Genomic DNA, 15,010 nt, shown 5'->3' with positions numbered 1-15,010 from the left:
ATACCATAATTTCGTTTACATTTGTTTATCAAATATTCAAAAATGATAAACAATATAAAAAACGTTTTTAGCATTAAAGATTTAGAAAATCTCTCTGGTATAAAGGCGCATACTATTCGAATCTGGGAAAAGAGATACAATGTATTAGAACCTATGCGTACTGATACAAATATACGTTTGTATGATTTAGCGAGCTTGCAAAAACTTTTAAATATTACTTTACTTCATGAATATGGCTACAAGATATCTAAGATTGCAGCGTATAAGGAGGAAGATATTCCAGTTTTAGTAAAACAAATTACTTCTTCTAAAAATGCTAAAAATCACGCTATCAGTGCTTTTAAGATGGCAATGATGAATTTTGATCAAGAGCTATTTTTTAACACTTACGATTGGTTAATAGCCGAGAAGCCTTTCAAAGAGGTCTTTCATCAAGTTTTTATTCCGTTGATGAATGAAGTAGGTGTCCTCTGGCAAACAGATACTATTTCTCCAGCTCATGAACATTTTATGAGCTACCTTATCAAACAAAAATTAGTTGTTAATATAGAGAAATTACAAACTCAAGCTGCGACTCGTTTAGAGCGTGTTTTTGTATTGTCGTTACCCATGAACGAAATTCATGAATTGGGATTGATGTACATTAATTACGAAATATTACTGAAAGGATTTAAGGTAATTTATCTTGGTGAAAGCATGCCTATCGAAAATTTAAAAGACCTTAAAAAACATTTCAATACGATTACTTTTATTTCCTACTTAACCGTGCAGCCAGATCGTAGTGCTGTAGATGAGTATGTGTCACAAATGACTGAAGAACTGTTAGATGATAGCACACAATTGTGGTATATTGGTCGAATGGTCGAATTTATAAACAAAGAAATAGTTCATGAAAATGTGAGTACGTTCAATTCAATAACAGAATTAGTGAACGAACTTTAATGTTTTGTTTAAACAATTTGTATATTTGCTAAACAAATGAAAAAGAAAATTACAATTATAGGTTCAGGATTCTCAGCTTTGGCTGCCTCTTGTTACTTGGCACAAAGCGGACACGATGTAACCGTATTTGAAAAAAACGATTCTATAGGCGGTCGTGCAAGACAATTAAATAGTGATGGTTTTACGTTTGACATGGGACCAAGTTGGTACTGGATGCCTGATGTTTTCGATCGCTTTTTTGCTGACTTTGGAAAAAAAACAACTGATTATTACGAGTTGGTAAAACTTTCTCCCGCGTATCGCGTATATTATGGTGTTGATGATTTTATTGCCATCGCTGATAATTTGCCAGAGATTGAGGTAACCTTTGAAAAAATTGAAAAAGGCAGTGGTAAAATTCTGCACGATTTCATGATGGAAGCGCAAAGCAATTACAATATTGCTATTAAGGATTTAGTTTACCGTCCAGGAGTTTCTCCGTTAGAATTAGTAACGGTGGAGACTGCTAAAAAGGTAGGACAGTTTTTTAGCAATATTAGTAAAGACATCCGCAAGAAATTTAAGAACGAACAGCTAATTCAAATTTTAGAATTTCCGGTATTGTTTTTAGGAGCGAAGCCTTCTGATACACCTTCGTTTTATAGTTTTATGAATTATGCTGATTTTGGACTAGGAACTTGGCATCCTAAAACAGGAATGTTTGATGTGGTTCGTGCTATGGAAAATCTAGCTAGAGAATTGGGAGTGAAATTTCAAGTCAAAGCGAGTATTGATAAGATTATTGTCGAAAATAAAAAAGCAATGGCAGTTGTAGTTAATGGCAAAAGAATTGATTCGGATATCGTTTTAAGTGGTGCTGATTATCACCATACAGAAACCTTATTAGATTTAGAACACAGAGCATACTCTGAAAAATATTGGGAAAGTCGCGTGTTTGCACCTTCTTCACTGTTATTTTATGTAGGTTTTGACAAGAAAGTTGAAAATATATCGCATCACGCCTTGTTTTTTGATGTCGATTTTCAGCAACATGCCAAGGATATTTATGATGAACCAAGATGGCCAAAAGAGCCATTGTTTTATGCTAACTTCCCATCGCTTACAGATAAGTCTGCTGCGCCCGAGGGAATGGAATCTGGATTTTTCTTAGTGCCATTGGCACCTGGAATTACTGATACAGAAGCATTAAGGGAAGAGTATTTTGATAAAATAATTACTCGTTTTGAAACTTTAACACAGCAAAGTGTTAGAAATAATATTATATTTAAACGTTCCTTCTGCAAGAATGATTTTGTTACAGAATACAATTCTTATAAAGGAAATGCCTACGGAATGGCAAATACACTTTTTCAAACGGCCTTTTTAAGGCCGAAGCTTAAAAGTAAAAAAGTAGAAAATTTATTTTTTACAGGACAATTAACCGTGCCAGGACCTGGGGTTCCTCCGGCTTTAATATCTGGAAAATTAGTTTCAGATTTAATAAATAAGCAATCTTAGAACAATAATTATGAAGCAGTTATTTGACGATGTATCTTTTAAGTGTAGTAAACTAGTAACAAAAAACTATAGTACGTCTTTTTCTTCGGCAGTATATATGCTTTCACCAAGCATACGAGACGCTATCTATAGCATTTATGGATTCGTTCGTTTTGCTGATGAGATTGTGGATACCTTTCACGGATTTGATAAAGAAGAATTAATAAACGATTTCGAAAAAGAATATTATAAAGCCTATAAATCGGGTATTAGTTTGAATCCTATTTTGAATTCTTTTCAGTTTACGGTAAAAGAAAACAATATCTCTGACGACCTTATTCAAGCTTTTTTAAAAAGTATGAAATTAGATTTAATAAAGTCTGATTATAATAGCAAAGAGGAATACGATGATTACATTTATGGCTCGGCAGATGTCGTGGGATTAATGTGTTTAAAAGTCTTTGTAAAAGGAAACAACACGCGTTACGAACAGTTAAAAGGTGAAGCAATGCGATTGGGTTCTGCTTTCCAAAAAGTGAATTTTTTAAGAGATTTAAAAGACGATAATTTAGTTTTAAACAGGAACTATTTTCCTGGAGTTGATTTAAATTCCTTCGACGAAAAAGCAAAAGCACAAATTATTGCTGAAATTGAGGAAGATTTTAGAGTAGCTTATGAAGGAATTAAAAAGCTACCAATCGAAGCAAAATTTGGCGTTTATACTGCCTATGTTTATTATAGAAAATTGTTGAAAAAATTAGCAAAAACGCCTTGTCACGAGATAGGTAATGCTAGAATTCGAGTTTCTAATTATACCAAAGCCGGATTACTTGCACAATCATTTGTAACTTACAAATTGAGATTAGTTTAGTAATCAAAACCAAATTAACTGATTAAAAAATATTAAAATACAGCACAATGATTTCCTTTTTAATTTTCATTAGCGTTTTCTTGGTTATGGAATGTGTAACTTGGCTTACACACAAATACATTATGCACGGTTTAATGTGGTACTTTCATGAAGATCACCACCAACCAAAATACGCACATCCATTTGAGCGAAATGACATTTTCTTCGTCATTTTTGCCATACCTAGCATTGTTCTTTTTTACTATGGAGTTCAAGGCGGAACGAATTATTTATTCTTCATAGGATTGGGAATTACAGCTTATGGAATGTGTTATTTTATGATTCACGATGTTTTAATTCATCAGCGTTTCAAGTGGTTTAAAAACACTAAAAACAAGTACTTAATCGGACTTAGAAAAGCCCATAAAGTACATCACAAACATTTAGGTAAAGAGCACGGTGAGTGTTTTGGAATGTTGTTTGTGCCTTTCAAATACTACAAAATGTAATATAATTTTGGCGTGCCCCATCCCGATAAAAATCGGGAAGGGTCGGGCTTTACGGCTTTATCTCTACGCTGCGCGGATATCGCCTGCAATCCCTCACGCAGTAAAAACTGCAAATAAATCTCATTTTTAAAGAACGATATCATGAAGCTTTACAAAAAAGAATCGGTACAGTATGTAAATGCGAGCTTAGAAGAGTGTTGGGCTTTTTTTTCAAGTCCGCAAAATTTGCAAAAGATTACTCCGGAAAGCATGGGTTTTAAAATCACTGATTTTGATGGAAAAAAGATGTATCCAGGCCAAATTATACAATACAAAGTAACGCCACTAGCGGGAGTTAAAATAGCTTGGACTACAGAAATTACTATGGTTAAAGAAAATAGTTATTTTATCGATGAGCAACGTTTTGGTCCATACTCTTTTTGGCATCACAAACATTTTTTTGAATCTACACCTCAAGGGGTAAAAATGACTGATGTGGTGCATTACGGCTTGCCTTTAGGATTTTTAGGACGTATTATGAATAGTTTAGTAGTAGAGGGAAAGCTAAATGAAATCTTTGCACACAGAGAGAAAATGGTAGACAAACTTTTTAACGGGAAATAATAATGAGTAAACAAAAAGTCGTTTTTTTTTGGTTTCGTCGTGATTTGCGATTAGAAGATAATGTTGGACTTTTTCACGCTTTAGAGATTGATTATCCAGTTATTCCACTATTTATATTTGATACTGCAATCTTAGATAGCTTGGCAAAAAATGATGCTCGCGTTACTTTTATACACCAAACTCTAAATAAAATTAATACCGATTTAAATGTGGTAAAAAGTTCTCTATTAGTCAAAAATGGAGAGACATTAGCCGTATGGAAATCACTGTTTGAAGAATTTGATATTCAAGGCGTTTTCTATAATAAAGATTATGAGCCGTATGCTATAAAAAGAGACCAAAAAATTACTGACCTAGCTAAGAAAAATAACGCTGAGGTATATGCTTTTAAGGATCAAGTAATATTTGAAGAGCTTGAAATTACAAAAGCAGATGGTTTACCGTATACTATTTACACCCCTTTTAAAAATAAGTGGTTGGATAAATTTAAAGAAAATGGTGCATTTCCAGGGTACAGTGAGAAAAAGCAATTTTCCAAATTTTATCCTTCTAATTTTAAATTTCCCACACTCGAAGATATTGGTTTTGAAGAAAGCAAAATAGTAGTTAAACCACACAATTTAACTAAGATTTCAAATTACGGAGAAACTAGAGATTTTCCAGCCTTAGACAGTACATCTTATCTTTCTCCGCACTTGCGTTTTGGAACAGTAAGTACACGAAAATTGGTAACTTGGGCTAACAAAAAGAATGCTGTTTTTTTAAGTGAATTGATATGGAGAGAATTTTTTATGCAAATTCTTTTTAACTTCCCTAAAGTGATGACCGATAATTTTAAATCAGCATACGATGGGATCAAGTGGCGCAATAACGAGGCTGAATTTAAAAAGTGGTGCAAAGGAGAAACTGGTTATCCTATGATTGATGCCGGTATGCGACAATTGAATGAAACGGGTTATATGCACAATCGTGTGCGAATGGTCGTTGCTAGTTTTTTATGCAAACACCTGTTGATACAATGGCAATGGGGTGAGGCTTATTTTGCCGAAAAGTTGTTAGATTATGATCTATCGGCTAATGTTGGTAATTGGCAATGGGCTGCAGGTACCGGCTGTGACGCCGCGCCTTATTTCAGGGTTTTTAATCCGGAAATACAATTAAAGAAGTTTGATGGAAAAGGAGTTTACATCCGTCAATGGATTCCTGAATTTGATTTGGGATATAACGAACCTATGGTAGAGCACGCTATGGCAAGAGAAAGAGCAATCGCGACATATAAAGAAGGAATAGTCAAATAGATTTTATTTTTATCGAATACTGATATACCATTAAAAAATTGAGTATAGTTAGGTGTAGCACTTAATGAACTTCATTTTTTATTGGTTTTTTTATGTCGTAAAGTAATGCTGGATTTAAGAAAATGCTGTCTTGCAAATACTAAACTTCTAGCCCAGATAGTAGCGGCATCCATTTATTTTTTATTTTTAAAAAAGAAAAGATATAGCGGATAGCGGGAAAAAGCTCCTAAAATAAATTACTTGATTAATTTGCTCAACATTCCCTCAAAGATAAATCCGTGGAAAGGTAAAACGGCGTACCAATATAATTTCCCCCACATACCACGCGGTTTAAAAGTTGCTGACTGATACAAGGTGTTGCCAATGATTTTAAACTCTAACCAAGCTTCACCTGGGAGTTTCATCTCGGCAAAGAGAATCAGTTTGCCTTCTTCTTTATTGGCATATAAAACGCGCCAAAAGTCTAGTGCATCACCGGCATGAATAGTGTGTTTGTTTGTTCGCCCTCTGCGAGAACCCACACCGCCATAAAGTTTATCGATAAAGCCGCGTAAATCCCATAGCCAATCTCCATAATACCACCCCGTTTCACCACCAATAGACCAGATTTGGTTTATAGTAAAATCACGATCTATAATTTCTTTTTTTCTTCGATCAATAAAGCAATCTTTTTTAGGTACTTTCAAATAGGCGGAAATATTCGTCTTGAAACGACCGCTTACTAAGGAATCCTTCCAACTTGAGAGCACATTATTTTCTTGTACTTTTAATAAAGCACGCGATAATGCCATATCATACGTCATGGGAGTTACGTTCAATATTTGATTGATTTTTGTATCGCGACAAACTACCTCAACTTTCATGCTACTGACTAATGCTGCAGCGAGTTTGTAAGAAGTAGATGTAACGAAGTACAACCAATAAGAAGAGAGTTTGGGGGTCATAACAGGCACGGTAAAAATCCATCTCTTTAATTTTTTTGCTTTGGCAAATGCCAATAACATCTCTTTGTAAGTTAGAATATTTGGTCCGCCTATATCAAAACTTTGGTTGTAGACTTTTGAGTTTAATAATGATTTAGATAGAAATTCTAATACATCATTTATTGCGATAGGTTGGCATCTTGTATTTAACCATTTTGGCGTGATCATCACAGGAAGTTTGTTAACTAGGTCTCTTATGATTTCGAAGGAAGCGCTACCAGATCCCACAATTATGCCCGCACGCAATGTGGTCATAGCATAAGAACCAGTACTGAGAACTTCTTCAACTTTTTTACGAGAAGATAAATGTTTAGATAATGAGTCGTCGTTGATGATACCGCTAAGATAAATGACTTGTTGTGCTTGTGTAGTATTTATTTTAGAAACAAAATTCTCTGCCGAAGTTTTTTCAAGTTCATCATAATTTGATGCTGAGCCTGCCATGGAGTGTATCAAGTAATAGGCAGCATCAATGTTTGAAGGAATAGTGTCAAGAGTCTCTTTTTTCAAAAAATCAACTTCTATTACGGTAATACTATCTGCATATTCTAAGGGAATGTAGAATCTATTTTTATCTCTAACGCAACAAATTAAATCGTGACCTTGATTAACAAGGATAGGTAAAAGTCTTTTTCCGATGTAACCTGTTGCGCCTGTTAAGAGAATTTTCATATAGTAGTTTTTTAACTCAATTTACTCGAAATTAAGCTTATAAATTCTTTTCTAGTCTTATTTTTTTCAAAAGCACCAGTAAAAGAGGATGTAGTTGTAAATGAGTTTTGTTTTTCGATACCTCTCATCTGCATGCACATGTGTTGCGCCTCGATAACTACTGCAACTCCAAGTGGCTGTAGCGCTTCCTCAATGCAATCTTTAATTTGGTCAGTAAGTCTTTCTTGAACTTGCATTCTTCGTGCATAAGCGTCGACAATCCTAGGTATTTTACTCAAACCAACGATCTTACCATTTGGTATGTAGGCAACGTGAGCTTTCCCAAAAAAGGGCAGCATATGGTGTTCACACATTGAGTAAACCTCAATGTTTTTTACTACGATCATTTGGCTATGGTCCTCTGTAAACAAAGCTGACTTTAATATTTCTAACGGATCTAAGTCGTAACCATGCGTTAAAAACTGCATCGCTTTTGCTGCTCGCTCTGGAGTTTTTTCTAGTCCTTCTCTTGTGACATCTTCACCTATGCCTGTGATTATTTTTCTGTAATTTTCCGCTATTGCTGTTGTTGCTTCTGTATTGTATAATTCCTTTTTTTCGTAGTTTTTCATGTTCGCTGATCACTTTTAAAAAGTGGTATAATTATTATTTATATTTTGAATGATACAATGCCGTAGTCCATTTCGAATACTTGACCTGAAATAGATTTTGCTTTATCAGAAATTAAGAAGTCAGCCATTCCTGCAACTTCAGTAGCTTGCAGGTATCCTTTCATAGGGTGACGTTCCACCATATTTTCTTTCATTCGATCGTTACGCAAAATTCCCGCGGCCAATGTTGTGTCTGTAATTGTAGGAGCAATGGCGTTTATACGTACCGCACTAGCTAGCTCAGCACCTAATGATTTTACCAATCCCTCAACTCCAGCTTTGGCAGTCGCAATGCTAGCGTGAAAAGGCATCCCTAGTTTTGCTGCTACCGTGCTAAACAATACTATTGAAGGATTTGTTCCTTTCTTTAAAGTGGCTAAATATTTCTGAATTACTTTTACAGCCCCAATAACGTTGATTTCAAAATCGTTTCTAAAATCGTCAATACTCAAACTACCAATGGGTTTTAAATTTATCGATCCAGGACAATAAATTATAGTGTCTATTAATTCAATTTCTGGTAGCGCATCCTCTAAAACATTTAGAGAAAAATGCACCAAATTATCATGCGTTACTTCTGGAGCATTTCTACTTATATTGTACACTTTGTTTTGCTCTAACTGCTGTAGCAAAATGGCATTTCCTATTCCTTTACTTCCTCCTACGATTAAAATGTTCTTCATCTTATGGGTAAAATATAATTATTATCTCTTCGAAATTTTATTGTTATTTATTTGTCTTTGACGGCTGCATTTGAATCTACCTTCATCAAAAGTGCGTAATTTTTCATGCTTGGTTTTCCTGCCCTGAACTCGCGCTCTCCACATTCTAAAACTTGAAGGTTTCATTTCGAGGCGCATTAAATCAATGACTTCTTGTTCTTTTATACCAAACTGCATTTGGATAGCCTCAAATGTGGTGCGGTCTTCCCACGCCATTTCAATAATTCGATCTTTTTCTAAATCAGTTAATTCTAGTTTCATGCTTTGTATTTTGTATATTGACTTACAACAATCTTTGCTTTTAAATCAAACATTAAATTGTAAAGTCCAAAAAATGTTCGGTTCATGTATATAAAATGTTTCGATCCACGATTACCATTCATTTTTTTAAGATTCGTATCGTTAGCGAAACGCTCTCCTAGTTTTGCAATATTTTCGAAAAACACCTCGTTTGAAAAATCAAAGGTTTCTTCTTGAAATGGCATTGTGAAAAGTGAAAGTAAATCATGAAACATTTGGGTGAAGTAAGTTACTTCCTCCGCAGTATCATCTTTTCTTAAAATTTCTAATTCGAATAATTTATCGCTAAAAATTTTTGGGTCGTTGATTACTTTCGGGTCAATTAATTCAAAATACGGAATGTAGAATTCATTGGGGATCGTTTTCATGCATCCAAAATCGAGTGCAACCAACTCTTTATTTTCATTTACCAAAAAATTTCCTGGATGCGGATCAGCATGTACTTTCTTTAAAATATGAATCTGGTACATATAAAAATCCCATAATGCTTGCCCTAGTTTATTGGCTACAGCGGGATCATTATTTTTAAACTCTGACAAATGTACACCGGTCATCCAGTCCATCGTGATTATTTTCTCAGATGAATATTCTGGATAATAATTAGGGAAAGTCAGGTTTTCAATTTGGTTACAAGCAGCAACTACAGCTTGGCTTTGTTCTAATTCTAATATATAGTTAGTCTCTTCGATTAACTTATCTTCAACTTCCTTAAAGTATTTGTCAGAATCTTTTCCTTGCAAATTGAACATACGAATTGCAATAGGCTTAACCAAAGCCAGGTCAGATGAGATACTGTTTGCCACACCTGGATACTGAATTTTAACTGCTAATTTCTTTCCATCTTTTACAGCAAGGTGCACTTGCCCAATACTTGCTGCGTTGACAGAGGTAGCATTAAACTCATCAAAGATTTCGTAAGGTGTTTTTCCTAAATTAGATTTGAACGTTTTTAAAACTAGAGGTGCAGACAAAGGTGGCACTGAAAACTGGGACAACGAAAATTTCTCCACATATGCTTGTGGTAAAAAACTTTTATCCATGCTTAGCATTTGTGCAACTTTTAAAGCACTTCCTTTCAAGCTTTTCAATCCATCGTAAATGTCTTCGGCGTTATCTTCATTTAATTTATCACGAGTTAGGTCACTGTTGACCATTTTTTCTCCATAATACTTTAAATAATTCACGCCCACTTTTGCTCCAGTTTGAACTAGTTTTGTTGCTCTTTCAATTTTAGAGGTAGGTATATAGTCTATTGTTTTCATTATCTATTTTGTATTTTTTCTTTAAACATGAATTTCCCAAAATCGATTAAACTATCAATTGGAGCAATATTCATCAGTTCAAAACTTAGTTTCACAGATTTTTCGATATAGATATCTGTCTTTTCAAATGCAGCCGAATCATCTTCCAGCCAAAACTTCATTGTCATTAAAAATTGAATCCATGAGCTTTCTTGTAAAGCTTTCTCTTGCATCTTTTGTAGTTTCTCTTGCTTGATGCGGTACTCATCTGAGATAATCGAAGTGACATAATCTAGAAACGCCACTCGCAGACCTGTAAGTTGTTTTAGATTCTTTAATTGATTTTTATCTGCAGTTAAACTTTGTGAGACATAACTTCTATTTGCAGTCAGTAATTCAAAGAAAGTAAAGTAAAAGCTAAGCATCTTACTCTTCATATCATATCCATGATAGTTAGGATCCATTTGAAGTAATGCAACAGTTTTTTCTAAGAACATTTTAAAAATCTCCTTTTCTATGCTTTCTATGGTGCCAAAAAAACTATAGAATTCTGCTTCACTAAAATTATTTTGCTTGGCAAACAAGTATACTGATTTTGGTTTTTCATTGTGTTCCAAAGTATATTCCATATAAAGTGAAACTATTTTATCTTTTGTTATCATCGTTTTCTTAATAGCCATTGGTTGTGTTTTTAAATGAGAGTATAAAGATAATGAATTGTTTAACAAAAATACGTTAAAGTTAAACAAAATTAATTGTACATTTGTTTAAGCTCAAATTTTAAGCAGATGAAAAAGAATGTTTTAATTACAGGAGGTACGGGTTTCGTAGGTAGAAGTTTAACAGCTCTCTTAATAGGTAACGGTTTCAGTGTGTCTATATTAAGTAGAAGCAAGCGACAAAATAAAAAAGACATATCCTATTATATATGGGATATAAAAAATCAAACAATTGAAGATGCGGCGGTCAACAACGCAGATTACATCATTCATCTCGCTGGTGAGAATATTGCGGGAGAACGTTGGACAGAAAAACGTAAAAAAGCAATTGTTGCTAGCAGAGAGGACTCAATAAAATTAATTCGCAATGTGCTGGCGAAGCAAAATCATAAGGTTAGTGCCTTTATATCGGCATCGGCGATTGGTATTTATGGTGCTGTAAATGGAGAAGCTATATGTAATGAATCAACTCCACCAGCTTCTGATTTTTTAGGAAGAACTTGCCAAATTTGGGAAGCTGCCGTTGACACTATTGGACAATTAGGAATTCGGACGGTAAAAGTTCGCACGGGACTTGTGTTAGGCGAGGGGGATGGTTTAATTAAAAAACTAAAACCAATTTTTAAATATCGTTTGGGCGCGCCATTAGGATCAGGCAAACAATACATGCCTTGGATTTATATAGATGATTTGTGCGAAATCTATTTGAAAGCAATAAATGATGATACTGTTCGCGGACCTTATAATGCCGCGATACAAGACGACACAGATAATATTGCATTCTCGAGAACATTTGCAGCGGTGTATGGCTATAAAATGTGGCTGCCTCATGTTCCTGCTGCCATTATTAAATTGGGTATGGGACAAATGTCAAAGATTGTCTTGACAGGTCGTAGAGTTTCGTCAGAAAAAATTAGGAAAACAGGATTTACCTTTAAGATTACAGATATCGAAGAGGCATTAAGAAAAGTAATCTAATACATTTTATTTAAGTGAAGCTATGACGGCTACATTTACTTTTTTTGCAATTTTGCTTCTTACCATAAACGGAATTGTGATATTGAAATCATCTGTGTTTAAGGAAAAGTCAGATTTTATAAGTATTCCTTCTTTTGTTTTTGTGATAAAAGCAGGGACATTTATTCTTTTTGACTTTCCATGTATTGTAATTTTTCCGCTGATCCAATGTTTTCTTACAGTGGCGTCGATATTTTTACTGTCAAATTTATCTATGACACCTTTAAATACGGCTTTTGAATACCGTTTGCTCTCTAAATAATTTTCGTTGAAGTGTTGCTCCATTAAGCTTCTTTCAAAACGAAAATCAGTTATATGGGCGGTAAAATAGATTTGACCACGAGAGATATTAAGTGTGCAAATTACATTGTTGTTTTTTGCTTCGACTGCTTCAAAAAAAGCTACCGAAGCTTCAAAGGTTATTTCGCCTTTAGAAGTTGTAAGTCGCTCCTGTGCATAAATCGAATTTGCTAAGAGAATAAATAATAGGAGTAGTTTTTTTATCATAACTTTTACTTTTGAGCTTCTCTTAAAGTTACGAAAAAAGTTGCATTTATCTGCTATAGAGCGACCTATACTTTTATTCTTATCTAAAATATTATTTAACTCACTAAAATCGATATTTTGATGCCATTACCCCAATTCAATTCTGACATTATATTTTTCTAAATTGGCCAAAGCTTCAATAGAACTATAATTAAAATTTTCTTCGTGACGGTCTTTTTCTTTTTTAAGCGAAATTTGTTTTAAACAATTGGTAAAACGGCGCACCTCTTGCAAATTAGAAAGTACTAAGCCAGGAACGCGAGCATTTGAACCATCCTTATCTTTTGAGACCATAGTAAAATAAGAAGAATTACAGTGCTTGATGTATCCTGTTTGTATATTTTCGGATTCCACTCTAATTCCTACGATCATGGAACTTTTACCCACATAATTTACACTTGCTTTCATAGTAACTAGTTCACCTACTTCGATAGGTTTTAAAAAGTTTACCGTGTCTACAGATGCAGTTACACAATAATTACCACAAAACTTTGAAGCACATGCAAACGCAATTTGATCCAGTAATGATAATATATATCCTCCGTGAATTTTTCCACTAAAGTTAGTATGCGAAGGCAACATTAATTCAGATATGCTAATATTTGAGCTAGCGACTGTTTTAAAAGTAGTATTCATAATTAATTAAATTTTAAAGGTGAGTTCTCTTTACGCACAGCCGTGACATAATATTTTGTGTCTCCCCACCATGGAAATGTTCTATAACGCTCAATGTAACTTAATTTTACATATTGACCTTCCATTTCTTGCAAATCAGCTATTACTTGCTTGTCTTTGTCGAGTATAGAAAACGAAAATATTTGTGATCCTGATAGTCCTTGACTAATTTCTCCTTCCCATGTTTTGAAAAGCATTCCCTTGTGGCTAATTTTTATAAGGTGACCAGATCGTGTTCCCTCGCTATACGTTGCGTAATAAGTCACTGTAAAATAGCCAACAATAGCTAGAATGAATATTGCTGTTGTAATCCCAATGATTCTTCTCATCTTATATAATTTAATTTTGGTTTTGGTCTTGATTTGTTTCCTCAGCTTGCAGCAACACTTTTTCAGGTAAAGCCTTCTTAGCTTTAGCACCCATTTTCTTCAATTTTTCAACGCTAGTAATTAAGTTTCCTTTTCCTTCTACAAGCTTGTTCATTGCACTACTGTATTCTGATTTACTCTCGTCTATCTTCTTGCCTATTTTAAGCAAGTCTCCCACAAATCCTTCAAACTTGTCGTATAAAGCACCGGCTTGTCTTGCGATTTCATACGCGTTTTCTTGTTGTTTTTGGTTGGTCCACATACTATCAATTGTTCGCAAAGTAGCCAGTAGCGTAGCAGGAGTTACAATTACAATGTTTTTTTCGAAAGCGCTGTTATATAAATTAAAATCTTGGCTTAAAGCCAGAGCAAAAGCAGGCTCAATTGGGATAAAAAGTAACACAAAATCTGGACTCTCTATTTGGTATAAATCATGATAGTTTTTATTGCTAAGCTGTTCAACATGACGTCTAATAGACATGACGTGATCTTTTAAATAGGTCTGTTTTAAAACGTCATCTTCTTCATTGCTAAATCTTTCATAAGCAGTCAAAGAGACTTTAGAATCGACAATCATCTTTTTACCATCAGGAAGATTGATTACGACATCAGGATAGACGCGATTGCCTTCTTCAGCGGTAAATGACTGTTGAACATGGTATTCTCTTCCTTTTTCTAAACCAGATTTTTCCAGCACACGTTCAAGAATTAACTCACCCCAATTTCCTTGCATTTTGCTATCACCTTTCAATGCCTTGGTTAAATTGATGGTTTCCTTGCTCATTTGCAAATTCATTTCCTGAAGCCCTAAAATTTGTTGGCGCAAAGCGGCATGGTAATCAATACTCTCCTTATGAGTGTCCTCTACTTTTTTCTCAAATAACTGAATTTTATCCTGCAGTGGTGACAGGATATTTTTCATGTTTTGGCTATTCTGCTCGGTGAATTTAGTTGATTTCTCTTCTAATATTTTGTTTGCAAGATTTTCAAATTCCTTTGTAAATTTCAACTGCAACTTCTCTACTTCGTCGCGCTGTTCTTTATTCCGTTCCCACAAATTATCAAAGTCGGCTTCCTTTTTAGAAAGATGCATGGCGTAACTATCTTTCTCATCTCGCATGCTTTCTTTTTCGCTATTAGCTAACGTAATTCTGTTTTCTAAAATTGCTCTATCCGCTTTATTCTGCTCCTTTAATTCTTGATGAGCCGTGTTTAATGCTAGTAATTTTTCTTGAAGACTTGTTTGTTCTAATTTTGATTTGCTCGAAGCGATGATTTTTCCAATGAAGATTCCTATTGCTAGTGCAACAATAAATAAAATTAAAAATGAAGGTAACAGCGTAGGCATTTTGATTTTTTTGATTCGAAAGTAAAAATAGCGATAATATATATGGCTATCATAGGAAACATTTAAAAACTATAAACATCCTATTTTTAAT

At 34.3% G+C, this 15,010-nt stretch carries 17 protein-coding genes; 7 read left to right on the top strand and 10 right to left on the bottom strand.

What is annotated here, in order from left to right; all coding sequences use genetic code 11:
• Nucleotides 1-42: 42 nt before the first annotated feature.
• The 6 genes from H603_RS0100895 to H603_RS0100865 all read left to right on the top strand — a co-directional run bounded on the left by H603_RS0100895 (nucleotide 43) and on the right by H603_RS0100865 (nucleotide 5,678).
• A complete protein-coding gene (locus H603_RS0100895) occupies nucleotides 43-942 on the top strand; it encodes a MerR family transcriptional regulator (protein WP_035675113.1) in 900 nt (299 codons plus the stop codon).
• 36 nt (nucleotides 943-978) lie between these two features.
• On the top strand, nucleotides 979-2,439 hold the full coding sequence (locus H603_RS0100890) for a phytoene desaturase family protein (protein ID WP_026706813.1): 1,461 nt from the start codon (nucleotides 979-981) through the stop codon (nucleotides 2,437-2,439).
• A 10-nt stretch (nucleotides 2,440-2,449) separates the two neighbouring features.
• Nucleotides 2,450-3,289: a phytoene/squalene synthase family protein gene (locus tag H603_RS0100885; RefSeq protein WP_026706812.1), complete on the top strand. Its 840-nt coding sequence runs from the start codon at nucleotides 2,450-2,452 to the stop codon at nucleotides 3,287-3,289.
• 47 nt (nucleotides 3,290-3,336) lie between these two features.
• Nucleotides 3,337-3,777: a sterol desaturase family protein gene (locus H603_RS0100880; RefSeq protein ID WP_026706811.1), complete on the top strand. Its 441-nt coding sequence runs from the start codon at nucleotides 3,337-3,339 to the stop codon at nucleotides 3,775-3,777.
• Between the two features lie 141 nt (nucleotides 3,778-3,918).
• Entirely contained in the window at nucleotides 3,919-4,380 is a 462-nt protein-coding gene (locus H603_RS0100870) for an SRPBCC family protein (RefSeq protein ID WP_026706810.1), read from the top strand.
• Between the two features lie 2 nt (nucleotides 4,381-4,382).
• Nucleotides 4,383-5,678, top strand: coding sequence for a cryptochrome/photolyase family protein (locus tag H603_RS0100865; RefSeq protein WP_026706809.1), 1,296 nt, complete (start codon nucleotides 4,383-4,385; stop codon nucleotides 5,676-5,678).
• Between the two features lie 236 nt (nucleotides 5,679-5,914).
• On the opposite strand, the gene H603_RS0100860 is transcribed toward H603_RS0100865, so the two are convergent.
• Genes H603_RS0100860 through H603_RS0100835 form a run of 6 tightly spaced genes read right to left on the bottom strand, consistent with a single transcriptional unit; the run spans nucleotide 5,915 to nucleotide 10,926 of the window.
• Nucleotides 5,915-7,333, bottom strand: a complete 1,419-nt coding sequence (locus tag H603_RS0100860) for an SDR family oxidoreductase (RefSeq protein WP_026706808.1) — start codon at nucleotides 7,331-7,333, stop codon at nucleotides 5,915-5,917.
• Between the two features lie 11 nt (nucleotides 7,334-7,344).
• Nucleotides 7,345-7,944, bottom strand: coding sequence for a GTP cyclohydrolase I FolE (folE, locus tag H603_RS0100855; protein WP_026706807.1), 600 nt, complete (start codon nucleotides 7,942-7,944; stop codon nucleotides 7,345-7,347).
• Between the two features lie 38 nt (nucleotides 7,945-7,982).
• Entirely contained in the window at nucleotides 7,983-8,666 is a 684-nt protein-coding gene (locus H603_RS0100850) for an SDR family NAD(P)-dependent oxidoreductase (protein ID WP_026706806.1), read from the bottom strand.
• A gap of 21 nt (nucleotides 8,667-8,687) precedes the next feature.
• On the bottom strand, nucleotides 8,688-8,966 hold the full coding sequence (locus H603_RS0100845) for a TIGR03643 family protein (protein ID WP_026706805.1): 279 nt from the start codon (nucleotides 8,964-8,966) through the stop codon (nucleotides 8,688-8,690).
• Entirely contained in the window at nucleotides 8,963-10,267 is a 1,305-nt protein-coding gene (locus H603_RS0100840; protein ID WP_026706804.1) for an ABC1 kinase family protein, read from the bottom strand. The genes H603_RS0100845 and H603_RS0100840 overlap by 4 nt, the downstream gene beginning before the upstream one ends.
• Nucleotides 10,267-10,926, bottom strand: a complete 660-nt coding sequence (locus H603_RS0100835) for a TetR family transcriptional regulator C-terminal domain-containing protein (protein WP_026706803.1) — start codon at nucleotides 10,924-10,926, stop codon at nucleotides 10,267-10,269. Before H603_RS0100835 ends, H603_RS0100840 begins: the two co-directional genes overlap by 1 nt.
• A gap of 108 nt (nucleotides 10,927-11,034) precedes the next feature.
• On the opposite strand from H603_RS0100835, the gene H603_RS0100830 reads away from it, so the two are divergent.
• Nucleotides 11,035-11,943, top strand: a complete 909-nt coding sequence (locus H603_RS0100830) for a TIGR01777 family oxidoreductase (protein WP_026706802.1) — start codon at nucleotides 11,035-11,037, stop codon at nucleotides 11,941-11,943.
• Nucleotides 11,944-11,949: 6 nt separating this feature from the next.
• Here the strand turns inward: H603_RS0100830 and H603_RS0100825 are convergent, their stop codons facing one another.
• The 4 genes from H603_RS0100825 to rmuC all read right to left on the bottom strand — a co-directional run bounded on the left by H603_RS0100825 (nucleotide 11,950) and on the right by rmuC (nucleotide 14,919).
• On the bottom strand, nucleotides 11,950-12,489 hold the full coding sequence (locus tag H603_RS0100825) for a YceI family protein (RefSeq protein ID WP_026706801.1): 540 nt from the start codon (nucleotides 12,487-12,489) through the stop codon (nucleotides 11,950-11,952).
• 126 nt (nucleotides 12,490-12,615) lie between these two features.
• The gene (locus tag H603_RS0100820; RefSeq protein ID WP_026706800.1) at nucleotides 12,616-13,164 is read right to left on the bottom strand and encodes an acyl-CoA thioesterase; all 549 of its coding nucleotides are present in this window, start codon (nucleotides 13,162-13,164) and stop codon (nucleotides 12,616-12,618) included.
• Nucleotides 13,165-13,166: 2 nt separating this feature from the next.
• Nucleotides 13,167-13,532 (bottom strand): hypothetical protein, encoded by a 366-nt coding sequence (locus H603_RS0100815; RefSeq protein WP_026706799.1) that lies wholly within the window; start codon nucleotides 13,530-13,532, stop codon nucleotides 13,167-13,169.
• A gap of 10 nt (nucleotides 13,533-13,542) precedes the next feature.
• Entirely contained in the window at nucleotides 13,543-14,919 is a 1,377-nt protein-coding gene (gene rmuC / locus H603_RS0100810; RefSeq protein ID WP_026706798.1) for a DNA recombination protein RmuC, read from the bottom strand.
• Nucleotides 14,920-15,010: the final 91 nt, after the last annotated feature.

The sequence above is a fragment of the Flavobacterium frigidarium DSM 17623 genome, assembly GCF_000425505.1.
Taxonomy (GTDB): domain Bacteria; phylum Bacteroidota; class Bacteroidia; order Flavobacteriales; family Flavobacteriaceae; genus Flavobacterium; species Flavobacterium frigidarium.
This window is presented reverse-complemented; position numbering and strand designations above follow the sequence as displayed.

Bases quoted from the DNA above. Each gene is read 5' to 3' on its own strand.
- H603_RS0100840 (WP_026706804.1), bottom strand. From the start codon at position 10,267: ATGAAAACAATAGACTATATACCTACCTCTAAAATTGAAAGAGCAACA.
- H603_RS0100860 (WP_026706808.1), bottom strand. From the start codon at position 7,333: ATGAAAATTCTCTTAACAGGCGCAACAGGTTACATCGGAAAAAGACTT.
- H603_RS0100865 (WP_026706809.1), top strand. From the start codon at position 4,383: ATGAGTAAACAAAAAGTCGTTTTTTTTTGGTTTCGTCGTGATTTGCGA.
- H603_RS0100835 (WP_026706803.1), bottom strand. From the start codon at position 10,926: ATGGCTATTAAGAAAACGATGATAACAAAAGATAAAATAGTTTCACTT.
- H603_RS0100820 (WP_026706800.1), bottom strand. From the start codon at position 13,164: ATGAATACTACTTTTAAAACAGTCGCTAGCTCAAATATTAGCATATCT.
- folE (WP_026706807.1), bottom strand. From the start codon at position 7,944: ATGAAAAACTACGAAAAAAAGGAATTATACAATACAGAAGCAACAACA.
- H603_RS0100850 (WP_026706806.1), bottom strand. From the start codon at position 8,666: ATGAAGAACATTTTAATCGTAGGAGGAAGTAAAGGAATAGGAAATGCC.
- rmuC (WP_026706798.1), bottom strand. From the start codon at position 14,919: ATGCCTACGCTGTTACCTTCATTTTTAATTTTATTTATTGTTGCACTA.
- H603_RS0100880 (WP_026706811.1), top strand. From the start codon at position 3,337: ATGATTTCCTTTTTAATTTTCATTAGCGTTTTCTTGGTTATGGAATGT.
- H603_RS0100815 (WP_026706799.1), bottom strand. From the start codon at position 13,532: ATGAGAAGAATCATTGGGATTACAACAGCAATATTCATTCTAGCTATT.
- H603_RS0100845 (WP_026706805.1), bottom strand. From the start codon at position 8,966: ATGAAACTAGAATTAACTGATTTAGAAAAAGATCGAATTATTGAAATG.
- H603_RS0100870 (WP_026706810.1), top strand. From the start codon at position 3,919: ATGAAGCTTTACAAAAAAGAATCGGTACAGTATGTAAATGCGAGCTTA.
- H603_RS0100895 (WP_035675113.1), top strand. From the start codon at position 43: ATGATAAACAATATAAAAAACGTTTTTAGCATTAAAGATTTAGAAAAT.
- H603_RS0100885 (WP_026706812.1), top strand. From the start codon at position 2,450: ATGAAGCAGTTATTTGACGATGTATCTTTTAAGTGTAGTAAACTAGTA.
- H603_RS0100830 (WP_026706802.1), top strand. From the start codon at position 11,035: ATGAAAAAGAATGTTTTAATTACAGGAGGTACGGGTTTCGTAGGTAGA.
- H603_RS0100825 (WP_026706801.1), bottom strand. From the start codon at position 12,489: ATGATAAAAAAACTACTCCTATTATTTATTCTCTTAGCAAATTCGATT.
- H603_RS0100890 (WP_026706813.1), top strand. From the start codon at position 979: ATGAAAAAGAAAATTACAATTATAGGTTCAGGATTCTCAGCTTTGGCT.